Source organism: Amycolatopsis solani (assembly GCF_033441515.1).
GTDB lineage: Bacteria > Actinomycetota > Actinomycetes > Mycobacteriales > Pseudonocardiaceae > Amycolatopsis > Amycolatopsis solani.
The window spans coordinates 2941043-2956558 of record NZ_JAWQJT010000001.1 but is presented as its reverse complement, the minus strand read 5'-3'; the positions used below and the strand labels follow the sequence as shown (position 1 = coordinate 2956558).

The 15516-nt window shown below is 70.5% G+C and carries 18 protein-coding genes; 4 read left to right on the top strand and 14 right to left on the bottom strand.

Annotation, left to right across the window (positions count from 1 at the left end):
- Positions 1-21: 21 nt before the first annotated feature.
- Together SD460_RS14520 and SD460_RS14515 are read left to right on the top strand one after the other, a co-directional pair.
- Positions 22-648, top strand: a complete 627-nt coding sequence (locus SD460_RS14520) for a LysE family translocator (RefSeq protein ID WP_290056142.1) — start codon at positions 22-24, stop codon at positions 646-648.
- Positions 648-1271, top strand: coding sequence for a LysE family translocator (locus SD460_RS14515; RefSeq protein WP_290056143.1), 624 nt, complete (start codon positions 648-650; stop codon positions 1269-1271). Before SD460_RS14520 ends, SD460_RS14515 begins: the two co-directional genes overlap by 1 nt.
- Here SD460_RS14515 and SD460_RS14510 read toward each other — a convergent pair whose 3' ends face one another.
- The 4 genes from SD460_RS14510 to SD460_RS14495 form a co-directional block, all read right to left on the bottom strand.
- Complete coding sequence (locus tag SD460_RS14510; RefSeq protein ID WP_290056144.1) at positions 1272-2270, bottom strand: hypothetical protein; 999 nt, start codon at positions 2268-2270, stop codon at positions 1272-1274. It lies immediately after the preceding gene.
- 83 nt (positions 2271-2353) lie between these two features.
- Positions 2354-3565, bottom strand: a complete 1212-nt coding sequence (locus tag SD460_RS14505) for an alpha/beta hydrolase family protein (RefSeq protein WP_290056145.1) — start codon at positions 3563-3565, stop codon at positions 2354-2356.
- Positions 3562-4380, bottom strand: coding sequence for an NmrA family NAD(P)-binding protein (locus tag SD460_RS14500; protein ID WP_290056146.1), 819 nt, complete (start codon positions 4378-4380; stop codon positions 3562-3564). Before SD460_RS14500 ends, SD460_RS14505 begins: the two co-directional genes overlap by 4 nt.
- Positions 4373-4804, bottom strand: a complete 432-nt coding sequence (locus tag SD460_RS14495; RefSeq protein ID WP_290056147.1) for a nuclear transport factor 2 family protein — start codon at positions 4802-4804, stop codon at positions 4373-4375. The genes SD460_RS14500 and SD460_RS14495 overlap by 8 nt, the downstream gene beginning before the upstream one ends.
- Before the next feature lie 93 nt (positions 4805-4897).
- Between SD460_RS14495 and SD460_RS14490 the strand changes: the two genes are divergently transcribed.
- On the top strand, positions 4898-5491 hold the full coding sequence (locus tag SD460_RS14490) for a TetR/AcrR family transcriptional regulator (RefSeq protein WP_290056148.1): 594 nt from the start codon (positions 4898-4900) through the stop codon (positions 5489-5491).
- 1 nt (position 5492) lies between these two features.
- Here the strand turns inward: SD460_RS14490 and murA are convergent, their stop codons facing one another.
- Complete coding sequence (gene murA / locus SD460_RS14485; protein WP_290056149.1) at positions 5493-6767, bottom strand: UDP-N-acetylglucosamine 1-carboxyvinyltransferase; 1275 nt, start codon at positions 6765-6767, stop codon at positions 5493-5495.
- Between the two features lie 61 nt (positions 6768-6828).
- Here murA and SD460_RS14480 point away from each other — a divergent pair, with 61 nt between their 5' ends.
- Complete coding sequence (locus tag SD460_RS14480; RefSeq protein ID WP_290056150.1) at positions 6829-7404, top strand: cob(I)yrinic acid a,c-diamide adenosyltransferase; 576 nt, start codon at positions 6829-6831, stop codon at positions 7402-7404.
- 54 nt (positions 7405-7458) lie between these two features.
- Here SD460_RS14480 and aroA read toward each other — a convergent pair whose 3' ends face one another.
- From aroA to SD460_RS14435, 9 genes are all read right to left on the bottom strand, one after another.
- Positions 7459-8697 carry a 3-phosphoshikimate 1-carboxyvinyltransferase gene (gene aroA, locus SD460_RS14475; protein WP_318306238.1) on the bottom strand — a complete coding sequence of 413 codons (1239 nt, stop codon included), beginning with the start codon at positions 8695-8697 and terminating at the stop codon, positions 7459-7461.
- Positions 8698-8707: 10 nt separating this feature from the next.
- The gene (locus SD460_RS14470; RefSeq protein ID WP_290056152.1) at positions 8708-9028 is read right to left on the bottom strand and encodes a putative quinol monooxygenase; all 321 of its coding nucleotides are present in this window, start codon (positions 9026-9028) and stop codon (positions 8708-8710) included.
- Between the two features lie 67 nt (positions 9029-9095).
- Entirely contained in the window at positions 9096-9530 is a 435-nt protein-coding gene (locus SD460_RS14465) for a DUF2550 domain-containing protein (RefSeq protein WP_257918441.1), read from the bottom strand.
- A 25-nt stretch (positions 9531-9555) separates the two neighbouring features.
- Positions 9556-9921 carry a F0F1 ATP synthase subunit epsilon gene (locus SD460_RS14460; RefSeq protein WP_290056153.1) on the bottom strand — a complete coding sequence of 122 codons (366 nt, stop codon included), beginning with the start codon at positions 9919-9921 and terminating at the stop codon, positions 9556-9558.
- A 114-nt stretch (positions 9922-10035) separates the two neighbouring features.
- Positions 10036-11463 carry a F0F1 ATP synthase subunit beta gene (atpD, locus tag SD460_RS14455; RefSeq protein WP_290056154.1) on the bottom strand — a complete coding sequence of 476 codons (1428 nt, stop codon included), beginning with the start codon at positions 11461-11463 and terminating at the stop codon, positions 10036-10038.
- The gene (locus tag SD460_RS14450; protein ID WP_290056155.1) at positions 11463-12401 is read right to left on the bottom strand and encodes a F0F1 ATP synthase subunit gamma; all 939 of its coding nucleotides are present in this window, start codon (positions 12399-12401) and stop codon (positions 11463-11465) included. Before SD460_RS14450 ends, atpD begins: the two co-directional genes overlap by 1 nt.
- Positions 12402-12412: 11 nt before the next feature.
- On the bottom strand, positions 12413-14050 hold the full coding sequence (gene atpA, locus SD460_RS14445) for a F0F1 ATP synthase subunit alpha (protein ID WP_290056156.1): 1638 nt from the start codon (positions 14048-14050) through the stop codon (positions 12413-12415).
- A gap of 57 nt (positions 14051-14107) precedes the next feature.
- The gene (locus tag SD460_RS14440) at positions 14108-14932 is read right to left on the bottom strand and encodes a F0F1 ATP synthase subunit delta (protein ID WP_290056157.1); all 825 of its coding nucleotides are present in this window, start codon (positions 14930-14932) and stop codon (positions 14108-14110) included.
- A gap of 6 nt (positions 14933-14938) precedes the next feature.
- Positions 14939-15499: a F0F1 ATP synthase subunit B gene (locus tag SD460_RS14435; protein WP_318306237.1), complete on the bottom strand. Its 561-nt coding sequence runs from the start codon at positions 15497-15499 to the stop codon at positions 14939-14941.
- Between the last annotated feature and the right edge of the window lie 17 nt (positions 15500-15516).

Here is a 15516-nt window from a genome sequence, read left to right as displayed (position 1 = left end):
CCGTCGGTTAGCGTGGCGGCCGTGACGTGGAGCGTGTACGGGAGTTACCTGGTCATCGTGGTCCTGATCGTGCTGGCGCCGGGCCCCGACACGATGGTGATGCTCAAGAACGCGCTGTCCGGCGGGTTCCGGGGCGGGCTGCTCGCGTCGCTCGGCATCTTCACCGGCAACGCCGTGCAGGGCAGCGCCGCGGCGCTCGGGCTCGGCGTCCTCGTCGCGCGGTCGCAGCCGGTGTTCCTCGCGCTGAAGTGGGTCGGCGCGGCCTACCTCGTCTTCCTCGGTTTCCAGGCGCTGCGCGGGGCGTGGCGCGGCAACTACGACGTCGTCGAGCAGGCGCAGCGCCGCAAGGGCGGCGGCTTCCGGCGGTTCCGCGAAGGGTTCCTCTCCAACATCACTAACCCGAAGGTGCTGGTGCTGTACCTGTCGGTGCTCCCGCAGTTCCTCGACCCCGGGCGCACGACGACGTGGGACGCGCTGGCGCTGGCCTACACGGTCGCCGTGCTCGGCGTGGCGTGGCTGCTGGTGCTGCTGGCGTTCGTGCACCGCGTGCGCGCGTGGCTCGAGCGCCGCCGCGTCCGCCGTACGCTGGACGGCGTCACCGGCACCGCGCTGCTCGGCTTCGGCGCCGTCCTGGCCCTGGAGTCCTGATGTCCCTGAGCACGTACGCGGGGTTCGCCGCGATGATGGCGTTCCTGGCGATGATGCCGGGCCCGGACACGATGATCGTGCTGAAGAACGCCCTGACCGGCGGCGCCCGCGGCGGCGCGTGGGCGTGCACGGGCATCACGGTCGCGAACTTCCTCCAGGGCACGGCGGCGGCCCTCGGCCTGGGCGCGGTGCTCACGCGGTCCCAGCCGGTGTTCGAAACGGTGAAGTGGCTCGGCGCGGCCTACCTGGTCTTCCTGGGCGTCCAGGCCCTGCGCGGCGCCTGGCGCGGCGATTACGCGGCCCTGGACGACGTCCGCCGCGCCCGCGCCTCCCGCGGCCGGCGCTTCCGCGAGGGGTTCCTCTCCAACATCACCAACCCCAAGGTGATCGTGCTGTACCTGTCGGTGCTGCCGCAGTTCCTGACCCCGTCGTCGACTTTCGCGGATTCGCTGCTCCTGGCGTACACGGTCGCGGCGCTGGGACTGGTGTGGCAGGTGCTGCTGCTGTTCTTCGTCCACCGCGTCCGGGGCTGGCTGCAGCGGCGCCGGGTCCGCCGGGTGATGGACGGCGTCACCGGCACCGCGCTCGTCGGCTTCGGGGCCGCGCTGGCCCTCGAAGGCTGATCAGGAACCGCAGCGCCAGAGCACGGGACCGGTGTCGCCGTCGCCTCGGCCGAAGACCGTCCCGTCGTCCCCGATGAGATCGGCCGACGCCGAGGACGCTCCTTCGGGGAGCGGGAGCTTCGCCACCAGGCTCGTGCCCTGCCACACCGCCGGCGGCCCGTCCCACGCACCGGCCTGACCCGCGATCGTGCCGTGGCGGTTGACGCTTTCGGCGGCGCCACCGCCGTCGAGCAGGTGCGGTGTGTTCTGCGACCAGAGCACGGCCTTCGGCCCGGCGACGTCGAGGACCGTGCCCACCGCGGTGCCGGCGCTGATCGCGCGGGCCAGCACCGGCGTGCCGGGCGACGGCGGCTGGGCGGTGAGGGTGCCCGCGCGCCACACGTACGACGAGTAGCCGCCGCTCAGCAGGACGGCACCGTCTTCGTCGATGTCCACGGCGTCGGCCCACGGCAGTTCGGGCGGGGCGATGACGACCGGGCCCGCGGCGAGCACCGACCACAGGATCACGACGGTGCCGGTGCCGCCCGGCACCTTCGCGGTGGCCACGACGTCGCCGCGATCGTTGATCGCGGCCGCGCGCGCGTCCCGGTACGGCGCGGGCAGCCGCACCGGTTCGTACGTGCCGTCGTGGTAGCGGAAGATCTGGTTCGTCGCCGGGGTGGTGCTGAACGAAGTGGCGTTGACCAGCACCGTCCCGGACCGGTTCCGGCCGGCGGGAACGGCCGAGTCGAAGCCGGCGGGCAGGTCGAGCTCCCGCGGTTCGCCGTGCTCCCAGAGCACGACGCTGTACGCGCTCTCGCCGACGACCGTGCGACCCGCGAAGTTCCCTTCGCCGTCCGTCGCGTCGACGTGGACGTAGCGGGGCTGGGCGAAGGGCGGCAACGGCACGGGCTCGACCCGCCAGGTGCACGGGGCCGGCACCGGGTCGGCGGCCGCCGGTACCACCGACCCCGCGGTCAAGGCCAGCGCGGCCAGTCCCGCCGCCGTCGTTCGTTTCACCAGGTGCATGGGATCCCCCTCGATCGTTCGGTCGCCTCCCCCACGCGCCTGCCCCGCTCACCGTTGACGACCGGGGATCCGGTTCACCCGTTCGGCCGCACCGTTTCGAGGGTCCGGTCCAGCCAGTCGTAGACCCGGCCGGTCGCGAGGCGCTGGGCGCCGACGTGGCAGTGGGCGTCCGCGCCCTCCTCCGCGGTGAACGTCAGCAGCGTCTTCGGCGCGTTCAGGTGCGCGTACAGCCGCCGCGGCTCGGTCTCCTGCTCGCCGCCGAAGAACAGGTCGTCCGCCGCTTCGCAGACCAGCGCCGGGCACGTGATCCGCTCCGCGATGCCGCCCTCCAGCGTGTACTCGAGGTACTTCGCGACGAACTCGCGGTCGGTCGCCGCGCCCAGCACGTACCGGCCGTGGTCGCACGCCCAGCGCAGGGTGGAGCTCGCCTGGCGGCCCGCGGTGAGCATCGCGTCGAACTCTTCGTCGTGCTCCGCACCCGCCCGGCGGACGATCTCCGCGCGGTCCCAGGGCAGGAACCCGACGACCGCCGCGCCCGCGTCGTACACGCCGTCCACCGCGACGACCGCCGCCAGGCGGGACTCGAACGCCGCCGCGCGCGGGGCCAGCATGCCGCCGAGGCTGATGCCGAGCAGAGCCACGCGGTCCGGGTCGACGCCGTCGAGGCCGAGGGCGAAGTCCACCACCGGCGTGACGACGTGCTCCCAGTCCGGCCGGAACACCAGGTTCTCGTGCCGGATCGCGCTGGGCTGGCCCGGGCCGTCGAACGTCAGCACGTGGTAGCCGCGCTCGGCACCGCCGGCCGCGCCCATGAAGTGGCATTCCTCGGCGCTGCCGTCGAAACCGTTGTGCATCAGCAGCACCGGCTTCGGGCCGGCACCCGGCGCGCGGTAGAAGTAGCCGCGCAAAACCGTTCCCTCGTACGGGATTTCGACCGGCTCGGCGACGGCGGCCCGCCGGAAGCACTCGACGCTGCGGTCGTAGGCCGCCGCGACGCGCGGGTCCGCCGGGTCGCCGTGCAGGAAGAATTCCGACGAGAAGTAGTACGTCGACGCGCGCAGCAGCAGGTCGCGCGCGGTCACCGGGCCCGCGTCTGCTGCTTCCGCGTACAGGCGGTCCGCCAGGCCGCGGTAGGCGTCGTGCCAGCTGTCGTAGTCGCCCGGCTTCACCGTCGACGCCGCCGCGAGGACTTCGCCGAAGTCCGAGCCGCCGTAGGACGCGTGGCCGAACAGGCGCAGGGTCTCGAACCAGAACTGCGCGTCTTCTTCGAACATGAGCTGCTTCATCGGATTTCTTCCTCCACGAAGGTTTCGAACGAGCGAGCGGGCCGGCCGGCGACCCGCTCGACGACGGGGGTGACGCGGTCTTCGGCACCGCGCCGGATGTCTTCGTCGAGCGCGGCGAGCACGCGCGCGAACTCGGCGGGAATGCCCGACGCGGTCAGGCGGGCCGCGAACTCGGCCGTGCCGACCGGGCGGTGGCGCACCGGGCGCCCGGTGCGGGCGGCGATGATCGATGCGGCTTCGGAATAGCTCAACGCACCAGGACCGGTCAGCACGTGTTCGGTGTTGTGCGGTTCGGGGTCGGTCAGCGCGCGGACGGCGACCGCCGCGATGTCGGCGGCGTCGACGAACGCGACCCGGCCGTCACCGGTGGCGGTGACGATCTCGCCGTCGCGCACGCCCTGCGCCACCAGGTGCGCGCCGGTGAAGTTCTGCATGAACCACGACGGCCGCAGCACGGTCCACTCCGGAGCCGTCCGCACCAGCCGCGGCAGCTCGCCGAGACCGGGCGTGTCCTCGGTGACGGCGGACGAGCTCAGCAGCACGATCCGGCGGACCCCGGCGTCGAGCGCGTCCGCCACGAACGGCGCCACCAGTCCCGCGGGCGCGACTTCGCCGATCGGCGCGACGAGGTAGACGGCGGAAGCGCCGCGCAGGGCCCCGGCGTGCGTGGTGCGGTCGGCCCAGTCGAACCGGACCTGCCCGGGCTCCTCCGGCTTGCGGGTGGCCGCGCGTGCCTCGGCGCCGTGCGCGCGCAGGCCCGCGACGACCCGGCGGCCGGTGGTGCCGGTGCCGCCGACGACCAGGACGTCAGCCACGGTCACCGCCGGTGAAAGCCGCGGTCAGCTCGTCGGCGCCGCCGAGCAGCTCCGCCGCGGCCTGCGGGCTCCAGTAGTCGCGGTACCGGCGGATCTCGCCGTCCTCGACGGTGATCACGGCGACGTACGACAGCTCGTACGGCCGCTGCGTCGCGACGACGACGCCGGCGACGGTGAACTCGGCGACGACCACGGCCGGGTCGGTGGTCTCGTGCACGGTCTTGGCCGTGACCTCCCGGATGTCCAGCAGGTTCGGGTAGTCGCGCAGGTACTCGCGGATGGCGTCCCGGCCTTCGACGCGCGCCGGGTAGCCCGGAGCGGCGAACGGGAACTCGAGGACGCCGTCCTCGGCCCAGAGCCCGGCGAACCCGGCCATGTCGTGCTTCAGCAGCAGATCGAGCGCGTGCTCGACGAAGTCGTGCATCGCAGCCTCCTTGAACGTTCGGACGGTACGGTACCGTCCCGACGTCAGACTAGACGGGACGGTACCGTCCCGTCCACCCGCTAGACTGCCGCCATGGCACGCACCCCGACCGGCGCCGCGGTCCTCCAGCCCGAGGTCACGCAGGCCATCACCGAAGCCGTCATGTGGGAACTCGCCGAACAGGGCTACGGGCGCCTGTCGATGGAAGCGGTCGCGAAACGCGCTGGCGTCAGCAAGAGCGCGCTGTACCGGCGCTGGGCGTCGAAGGACCACATGATCGCGTCGGTGGTGACGGAGTTCAGCGTGACGCGCGCGCCGGAGGTCGACACGGGCACCCTGCGCGGAGACCTGCGCGAGACGATGCGGTCCCTGATCGACTGGCTCACGCACCCGCTGTTCTCGCGGATCCTGCCGGACCTGATCGCGGAGGACGCCCGCGCCCCGGAACACGCCCGCGGCTTGCGCGAGGCCATCGGCGGCCCCCGCCGCGAGGTCGGCGAGGCCATGCTCCGCCGCGCGATCACCCGCGGCGAGCTACCCGAAGACCTGGACATGGAGCTGGCCCTCGACGTCCTGGCGGCACCGATCTACTGGCGGCTGGTGGTCCGCATGGCCCCGGCGGAGCCGGACTACGTGGACCGCCTGGTGGCGTACGCCCTGCGCGCGCTCGGCGCGCAGAGCGCCTGAGTCACGCCCGCTCGGGCTCGCCGGTGACGCGCTTGATGTCGGCCCCCAGCCGGTTCAGGTTCTCCACGAAATGCGGGTAGCCGCGGTCGATGTGGAAGACGTCCCAGACCTCCGTGACGCCGTCCGCGCACAGGCCCGCCAGTACCAGGCCCGCGCCCGCGCGGATGTCGGAGGCCCAGACCGGGGCGCTCGACAGCTGGGGGACGCCGCGGACCACCGCGTGGTGGCCGTCCGTGCGGGCGTCGCCCGACAGGCGGACCATCTCCTCGATGAAGCGGAACCGCGCTTCGTACACGTTCTCCGTGATCATCGACGTGCCCTCGGACACCGCCGACAGCGCGACCGCGAAGGGCTGCAGGTCGGTCGCGAAACCGGGGTACGGCAGCGTCACCCAGTCGACCGCCTTCGGGCGCTCCGGCTGGACCACGCGGAAGCCCTTGTCGTCGTAGGTCTCCACCTCCGCGCCGGCCAGTTCGAGCTTGTTCAGCACCAGGTCGAGGTGGTGCGGGTTGACGCCGCGGACGGTGATGTCGCCGCGGGTCATCGAGGCGGCGAACGCCCACGTCGCGCCGACGATCCGGTCGCCGATCACGCTGTGCTCGGTCGGGTGCAGCTTCTCGACGCCGTGGACCGTGAGCGTCGACGTCCCGGCGCCTTCGATCTTCGCGCCCATCTCGACGAGCATCGTGCAGATGTCGGCGATTTCGGGCTCGCGCGCGCAGTTGTCGATGACCGTGGTGCCCTCGGCCAGCACGGCCGCCATCAGGATGTTCTCGGTCGCGCCGACGCTCGGGAAGTCGAGCCAGATCTGGGCGCCGACAAGCGTCTCGGCCTTCGCGACGACGCAGCCGTGCTCGATGGTGCTCGTCGCGCCCAGCTTGCGCAGGCCGTTCTGGTGCATGTCCAGCGGCCGCGAGCCGATCGCGTCGCCGCCCGGCAGCGCCACGACGGCCTGCTTCAGCCGGCCGACCAGCGGGCCCAGCACGCAGACGGACGCGCGCAGCTTGCCCATCGCAGCCGAGTCCGCGCGGTGCGACAGCTCGGCCGGCGTCGTGATCGTGGCGGTGTCGCCTTCGATGACGACCTCGCAGCCGACGCTCCGCAGCACGTCGCCCATCAGCGGGACGTCGAGGATCTGCGGGCAGTTCGTGATGGTCGTGGTGCCCTCGGCCAGCAGCGCCGCGGCCATCAGTTTCAGCACGCTGTTCTTCGCGCCGACCACGTCGACCTCGCCGACCAGCCGGGCTCCGCCATGCACGTCGAAGTGCTCGCTCATGGCCGCCAATCATGCCCTCTCGCCCGGATTCGGCCCGGGCGGGGCCCGCTATGGTGGGTTCATGGTCGTTCGCATCAACCGCGTCTACACGAAGGTCGGCGACAGCGGCACGACCGCGCTCGGCGACGGGTCCCGCGTGCCGAAAACCTCGGCCCGCCTCGGCGCGTACGCGGACACCGACGAGACGAACTCGGTGCTGGGCCTCGCGATCGCCGTCGGGCAGCTGACCGGCGAAATCGCGGACGTCCTGCGTGTGGTGCAGAACGATCTCTTCGACGTCGGCGCCGACCTCTGCCTGCCGATCTCCGACGACCCGCCGTACCCGCCGCTGCGGATCACGGAGAAGTACGTCGAGCGGCTCGAAGGCTGGTGCGACGAGTTCAACGAGCGGCTGCCGAAGCTGACGTCGTTCATCCTGCCGGGCGGCACGCCGGGCGCGGCGTTCCTGCACCAGGCGCGCACGGTCTCCCGGCGTGCGGAGCGGAGCGCGTGGGCGCTGTACGAGGCCGAGCCGGAGACGACGAACCCGATCGCGGTGAAGTACCTGAACCGGCTGTCGGACCTGCTGTTCATCCTCGCCCGGCTGGCGAACCCCGAGGGTGACGTGCTGTGGCAGCCGGGCGGGCAGCCCCAGTAGCGCTCGGTGCAGGTTGTCGTGAGTGTTTAGTCGGGTTAGAACCCGACTAAACACTCACGAGGCCCACTGCGTACGCAAGTCGGCCAGTGTCTGGTGGAAGCCGGGGAACGTCTTCTTCACGCAGTCCGGGTCGTCGAGCGTGATGCCGTCGGTGAGCAGGCCGGTGATGCTGAACGCCATCGCGATCCGGTGGTCCCGGCGGCACTTGATCAGGGCGCCGGACGGCGTGCCCGGCTGGATCTCGATCCAGTCGCGACCCGTCTCCACCTCGATGCCCAGCGCGCGCAGGTTCTCCTCGCACGCGTCCAGCCGGTCGCACTCCTTGATGCGCGTGTTGTACACGTCCTCGATGCGCACCGGGCCCGAAGCGAACGGCGCGATCGCCGCCAGCGTCGGGACGGTGTCGGAGATGTCGCGCATGTTCACCGTGACCCCGCGCAGGCCGTCCGACGGGCCCGCGACCGTCACCGAGTCCTCGGCCAGCTCGACGTGCGCACCCATCCGGTCTAGCACGTCGACGAAGCGGACGTCGCCCTGCAGCGCCGAAGAGCCCAGCCCCGGGATGGTCACCGTGCGGCCGGTGACCGCCGCCGCGGCGAGGAAGTAGCTCGCCGTCGACGCGTCGGGCTCCACCGGGTACTCGCAGGCCCGGTACGGCGTCGGCGGGACGACGAACGTCTTCCCCTCACGCCCGACGTCGACGCCGAAGCGGCGCATCATCTCGAGCGTGATCTCGACGTAGGGCACCGACACGAGGTCGGTCACCGTGATCCGCAGCCCCTCCGCGGTCAGCGGCCCGAGCAGCAGCAACGCGGTCAGGAACTGCGAAGACAGCCCGGCGTCGAGGGTCAGGTCGCCGCCCTTGACGCCGTTCGCGCGGACCGTCAGCGGGTGGTGGCCCGGCTCGCCGCCGAACTCGAGGTCGACGCCCAGCTCCTGCAGCGCGTCGGTCAGCGGCCCGAGCGGGCGGCGGCGCATCTGGTCGGAGGCGTCGAAGTGGAACGTCCCGGTGCCGGCTGCGGCCAGCGCGGGCAGGAACCGGGCCGTCGTGGCGCCGTCGCGGCAGAAGACGTCGGCGGAAGCGACGCCCGGACCCGACGGGCGGCCCTCGATGGTCCACGCGCCCGGCTGGCGGTCGACGCGGTAACCGAGCTCGGCGAGGCCCTCGGCGAAGCCCTCGGTGTCGTCCGAGTGCAGCGGACGGCCGAGGGTCGTGGTGCCGTGCGCGGCGGCGGCCAGGAACAGGCCGCGGGCGGTGACGGACTTGGAGCCGGGGATCTCGACGAGGGTCACGGACCCCAGTTTAGTGGGGCGAGATCTCGGCCATCGGGCCCCAGTCGGAGGCGTCCTGGACGTTGATGATCTGCGGGTGGTCGCTGATGTAGGCACCGAGGTTCTCGACCGCCCACTTGAAGTGGTCGGAGCCGACGTGCGCGACCGCGGCGTCCTGGCCGTCGAAGCCCTCGACCAGCACGTAGGTGTTCTTGTCCTCGAGGCTGCGCGACCATTCGAAGAAGCGGTTGCCGTCTTCGGCGCGGGTGTTCGCGGTGTAGTCGGCGACGATTTCCGGCCAGGCTTCGGCGTGCTCCGGCTTCACCGGGAACTTGACGACGATGAAGATCATGCGTTCAACCGTAAGCCAAATCGGCGGCGATGGCTGTCTCGGTTTGAGACAAACACCGCGAGACAAGTCAGGAGGCGCGGGGCAGGCGTCGCCCGGGCGGGGCGGACTCGAGCCACGACAGGAAACCCGTCAACGCACCCGGGCCCATGGCGATCTCGATCGCTTCCTGGGTTTCCGACTCGCAGCGCAGCACGGTCGAGCCTTCGGGAACGGCGTAGGCCTCGCTCCCGGACGGGTCGCGCCGGTCGGCGATCTGCATGCTTTCCCGCTGGAAGACGCGGTCCGGGCCGGTCCGCAGGCTCCACACGCGGTACCAGACGAACTCGTCGCCCTCGTAGCGGCCCAGCCCCAGGTGCCAGCTGGACCGCGCGGCGTCCGGACGCCACCGCAGCGCGACGCTCACGCCCCCACCGCGGCGCATCCGGATCCACCGCTGGCCGTACCAGGCGACCAGCACGGCGAGCACGATCAGGAGCCCGACTACCACCACGGTGATCTTCACGGCCCGGCTCCTGCCCGTCTCGCGCTCAGGCCGACTTGCCCGCCGCGCGGAGCTGGGCCGTTGCCCTCGTCCGCTCGGTTTCGTCGTCGGCGTTCAAAGCCGCCTTCGCCGCGTCGACGTCGATCTCGTCGGACAGTTCGGCGCTCTCGGCCAGGATGCTGACCCCGGTGGCGGTGACCGACAGGAAACCGCCGTGCACGGCCGCGCAGACCGTCTCGCCGTCGGTGGTCGTCACCTTGACCACGCCACCCTCGACGAGCTGCCCGAGCACGGGTTCGTGGCCGGCCATGATGCCGATCTCGCCCTCGGTGGTCTGGGCCACCACGAAAGTGGCGGTACCCGACCAGAGACGGCGCTCGACGGCCACCAGCTCCACGGACATCTCAGCCACGTAGCACTCCTTAGCTCGGGGTGTTACTCCCGAGTGTAATAGGTCTGTCCGAAGCTATGAGAACGGCGGGGGCGCGAGTCCATAGTGGACACTGCCCCCGCCGAGCTCACGAGATCACTTCTTGGTGATTTCCTTGTACTTCTTCTCGAGGTCTTCGAGGCCACCGATACCCAGGAACGCCTGCTCCGGGTAGTGGTCGAAGTCACCCTTGGTGATGCGGTCGAACGACTCGATCGTCTCCGACAGCGGCACCGTCGAGCCCGGGATCTGCGTGAACGCCTCGGCGACCAGCATGTTCTGCGACAGGAACCGCTCGATGCGGCGCGCGCGCTGAACGGTGAGCTTGTCCTCTTCCGAGAGCTCGTCCATACCGAGGATCGCGATGATGTCCTGCAGTTCCTTGTACTTCTGCAGGATCCGGATGACCTCGGAGGCGACACGGTAGTGGTCCTCACCGACGATGGCCGGGTCGAGGATCGTCGACGTCGACGCCAGCGGGTCCACCGCCGGGAAGATGCCCTTCTGGAACACGCCACGCGAGAGCTCGGTGGTCGCGTCCAGGTGGGCGAACGTCGCGGCCGGGGCCGGGTCGGTGTAGTCGTCCGCGGGGACGTAGATCGCCTGCATCGAGGTGATCGAACGGCCTCGGGTCGAGGTGATCCGCTCCTGCAGCTGCCCCATCTCGTCGGCCAGCGTCGGCTGGTAACCCACGGCCGAAGGCATGCGGCCCAGCAGGGTCGAGACCTCGGAACCGGCCTGGGTGAACCGGAAGATGTTGTCGATGAACAGCAGCACGTCCTGGTTCTGGACGTCGCGGAAGTACTCCGCCATGGTCAGCGCCGACAGCGCGACGCGCATGCGCGTGCCCGGCGGCTCGTCCATCTGGCCGAAGATGAGGGCGGTGTCGTTGATGACGCCGTCCTCGGACATCTCCAGGAAGAGGTCGTTGCCCTCACGAGTGCGCTCGCCGACGCCGGCGAACACCGAGGTACCACCGAAGTTCCGGGCGACGCGGGTGATCATCTCCTTGATGAGCACCGTCTTGCCGACGCCGGCACCGCCGAACAGGCCGATCTTGCCACCCTCGACGTACGGGGTCAGCAGGTCGACGACCTTGAGGCCGGTCTCCAGCATCTTCGTCTTGCCTTCGAGCTGGTCGAAGGACGGCGCACTGCGGTGGATGCCCCAGCGCTCGAGGTCCTCGCCGTAGCCGGGCTCGTCGAGGCACTCACCGAGGGCGTTGTAGACGTGGCCCTTGACCTTGTCGCCGACCGGGACCGTGATCGGGCCGCCGGTGTCGGTGACCTCGGCGCCGCGCACCAGGCCGTCCTGCGGCTGCAGGGAGATGGTGCGGACGAGGTTGTCGCCCAGGTGGCTGGCCACCTCGAGGGTCACCGTCTTGCGCAGCTGCTCGAACTCGATGTCGACCTTGAGCGCGTTGAACTGGTCGGGAACGGAACCGCGCGGGAACTCGACGTCGACGACCGGCCCGGTCACCGAGACGATGCGCCCCTTGGCGCGCGGGGCTTCAGTACTGGTCATCAATCATCACTTCCTGCTGCGGTGAGCGCGTTCGCGCCACCGACGATTTCGGAGATCTCCTGGGTGATCTGCGCCTGGCGGGCCTGGTTCATCTCCCGCGTCAGGTTGCCCACCAGCTCGTTCGCGTTGTCCGACGCGGCCTTCATCGCCGTCCGGCGGGCAGCCAGTTCGGACGCCGCCGACTCGAGCAGCGCCGCGTAGAGCCGCGTGTTGATGTACTTCGGCAGCAGGGCGTCCAGCAGCTTGTCGGCACTCGGCTCGAACTCGTAGCTGGGGAGCAGCCCGGCGGGCTTCTCCTCTTCGCCTTCGGAGTACTCGACCTCGAGCGGCGCGACGCGCTTGGCGGTCGGCCGCTGGGTCAGCATCGACACGAACTCGGTGTAGACGACGTGGATCTCGTCGACACCCGTGACGCCGTCGGCGTTGCCGTGCTCGTCGTCGACACCCCGCATGAACGACTCGACCAGGGCGTCACCGGCCGCGACCGCGTTCGCGTAGCCCGGCTGGTCGGAGAAGCCCGTCCAGCCGTCCACGACCTCGCGGCCCCGGAACCGGTAGTAGTTCAGCCCCTTGTTGCCGGTGACGTAGACCTGCGGCTCCTTGCCCTCCTCGCGGAGGAGGGCCAGCAGCTCTTCGGTCGCGCGCAGCACGTTGGAGTTGTACCCACCGCACTGGCCCTTGTCGCTGGTCACGACCAGGACAGCGGCCCGCTTCGGGTTCGGGCGCTCGACCAGCATGGGGTGGTCGAGCGTCGTGGCCGCGCCGGCCAGCGCCGAGAGCACCTTCGTGATCTCGTCGGCGTACGGCCGGGAAGCGGCGACCCGCGCCCGCGCCTTGGTGATGCGCGCGGTGGCGATGAGCTCCATCGCCTTGGTGATCTTGCCGATCGACTTGGTCGCCTTGATGCGCGACCGGAGTTCCCGGAGTTGTGCGGCCATGAGCTACCAGCTCACTTCTTCGGCGCGGGCTTGTTGACCTTGACGGTCTCCTGCCCGACCTTGTCGGATTCCATGGCGTCCGCGTTCTCCTCGAGCGGCTTGCCCTCGGAGGTCGTGAACTCCTTCTTGAACTCGTTCACCGCGGCGACCAGCTTGTCGGCCGTCTCGTCCTCGAACTTCCCGGAGTCGCGGATCGCGCCCAGGATGTCGTCGTGCTTGCGGCGGAGCGAGTCGAGGAACTCCTGGTTGAAGCGGCGGACGTCCTCGGTCGGGACCGAGTCGTAGTGGCCGTTCGTGCCCAGCCACACCGTGCAGACCTGCTCCTCGACCGGGACCGGCGAGTACTGCGGCTGCTTGAGCACCTCGTACAGCCGGGCACCGCGCTCGAGCTGCGCCTTGGAGGCGTCGTCGAGGTCCGAGGCGAAGGCCGCGAAGGCCTCCAGCTCGCGGTACTGCGACAGGTCGATCCGGAGCGAGCCCGAGACCGACTTCATCGCCTTGACCTGCGCGGCACCACCCACGCGGGAGACCGAGATACCCACGTCGATGGCCGGGCGCTGACCGGCGTTGAACAGGTCCGACTGGAAGAAGCACTGGCCGTCGGTGATCGAGATGACGTTCGTCGGGATGTAGGCCGACACGTCGTTGGCCTTGGTCTCGATGATCGGCAGCCCGGTCAGCGAGCCGGCGCCCAGCTCGTCCGAGAGCTTCGCGCACCGCTCGAGGAGACGGGAGTGCAAGTAGAAGACGTCGCCGGGGAACGCCTCGCGGCCCGGCGGGCGGCGCAGCAGCAGCGAGATCGCGCGGTAGGCGTCGGCCTGCTTGGTCAGGTCGTCGAACACGATGAGGACGTGCTTGCCCTCGTACATCCAGTGCTGGCCGATGGCCGAGCCGGTGTAGGGCGCGATCCACTTGAAGCCGGCGGAGTCCGAGGCCGGAGCGGCGACGATGGTGGTGTACTCCATCGCGCCCGCGTCCTCGAGGGACTTCTTGACCGCGGCGATCGTCGAGCCCTTCTGGCCGACGGCGACGTAGATGCAGCGGACCTGCTTCTTCGGGTCGCCGGTCTCCCAGTTGGCCTTCTGGTTGATGATCGTGTCCACGGCGACGGCGGTCTTGCCCGTCTTGCGGTCACCGATGATCAGCTGGCGCTGGCCGCGCCCGATCGGCGTCATCGCGTCGATCGCGGTGATGCCGGTCTGCAGCGGCTCGGACACCGGCTGGCGCTCGACCACCGAGGCGGCCTTCAGCTCCAGCGCGCGGCGCTCGGTGGTCTCGATCTCGCCGAGGCCGTCGATGGCGGCACCCAGCGGGTTCACGACGCGACCGAGGTAGCCGTCGCCGACCGGCACCGACAGGACCTGGCCGGTGCGCTTGACCTGCTGGCCCTCTTCGATGCTTTCGAAGTCACCGAGGATCGCGGCACCGATGGAGCGCGCGTCCAGGTTCAGTGCGACGCCCAGGACGCCGCCGGGGAACTCGAGCAGCTCGTTGGCCATGGCCGAGGGGAGGCCCTCGACGTGGGCGATACCGTCACCCGCGTCGATCACGACGCCAACTTCTTCCCGGCTCACGTCCGGGGCGTAACTCGAGACGTAGTTCTCGATCGCGCTACGGATCTCATCCGAGGAGATCGTCAGCTCGGCCATGTCTTTCCCGCTCTCGCTTCGTTCTTGCCAGTATGCAAAGTCTTGTGTGACCTGGGGCTATGCCCGGGCCAGCCGCCTGCGCAGCGCCGCGAGCTGACCCGCCGCGCTCCCGTCGATGACCTCGTCGCCGACGCGGACGACGAGACCGCCGCCGAGCCGGGGGTCGATCTCGACGTGCAGGGCGATCGGCCGCCCGTAGATGCCGTTGAGCTTCTCGCCCAGCTGGGCGGTCTGCTCGTCGGACAGGGCGTTCGCGCTGGTCACGTAGGCGACCGAGCGCTGGCGCCGCTCGGCGGCCAGCTTGACCAGCTTGTCGAGCCCGACGCCGACGCCGCGGCCCTTGGCCCGGCGGACGACCTGCTCGACGAGGGTCTCGGTCACGACGTCCACCTTGTCGGCGAACAGCCCGCGCACCAGCGTGCGCTTCGCGTCGGCGGAACCGGTCAGGTCCGACAGCGCCTTCTCCAGCTCAGGGTGGTTGGCCACCACCCGCGCGACCTGGAAGAGCTGGGACTCGACGGTGTCGACGTTCCCGGTCTTCTCGGCCGAGGTGAGCAGGGCCGAGCGACCGAGCGACTCGAGGCCGTCGGTCAGCTCACGGGGGCTGGACCAGCGGCTGCCCGCCACGGCGTCGAGCACCTTCAGGGCCGGTTCGGACAGCTTGCCGTCGAACAGCCGGCGCACCAGCGCGGTGCGCGCCTCCGGCGTCGCCGAGGCGTCGCTCACCGCCCGGCGCAGGCCGATCTCCCGGTCCAGCAGGTCGACGACCGAGAGCAGCTCGTCGCCGACCGTGGCCGCGTCGGCTCCCGCGTCGGCCAGAACCTCGCCGAGGCGTTCCTCGGCGAGGCCGAGCGCTTCACGGCTCGCAGCATGCAGCGTCATTTCTGGCTACTTCCCCGCTCCGTTGGAGGCACCGGCGGTCTCCAGCTCCGCCAGGAACCGGTCGACGGTGCCGCGGCGGCGCGCCTCGTCCTCGAGCGACTCGCCGACGATGCGGCTGGCCAGCTCGACGGCGTTGCGGCCCATGTCGGCCCGCAGCTCGGCGATGATCTGCGCCTTCTGGGCCTGCAGCTGGGCCTGCCCCTGAGCGACGATCCGCTGGGACTCGGCCTCCGCCTCGGCCCGCAGTTCCGCCTTGATCTGCTCGGCTTCGAGCCGGGCGTCGTCACGGATCTTGGCGGCCTCGCTCCGGGCCTCGGCCAGCTGGGCCTTGTACTTGGCCAGCGCCTCTTCGGCCTCGGCCTGGGCCTTCTCGGCCTTCTCGATGCCACCCTCGATCTTCTGCGCACGCTCTTCGTACGCGGCCTCGAAGCGAGGGACGACGTACTTCTTGAGGATGAACAGCAGGATGAGGAAGGCGACGATGCCGAGGATCAGCTCCGAGATGTCGGGGATGATCGGGTTGTGCGTTTCGCCCTCTGCGGCGAGGACCAAGGCACTGTTCAGCACGGCGTCTCCTTAAAGCG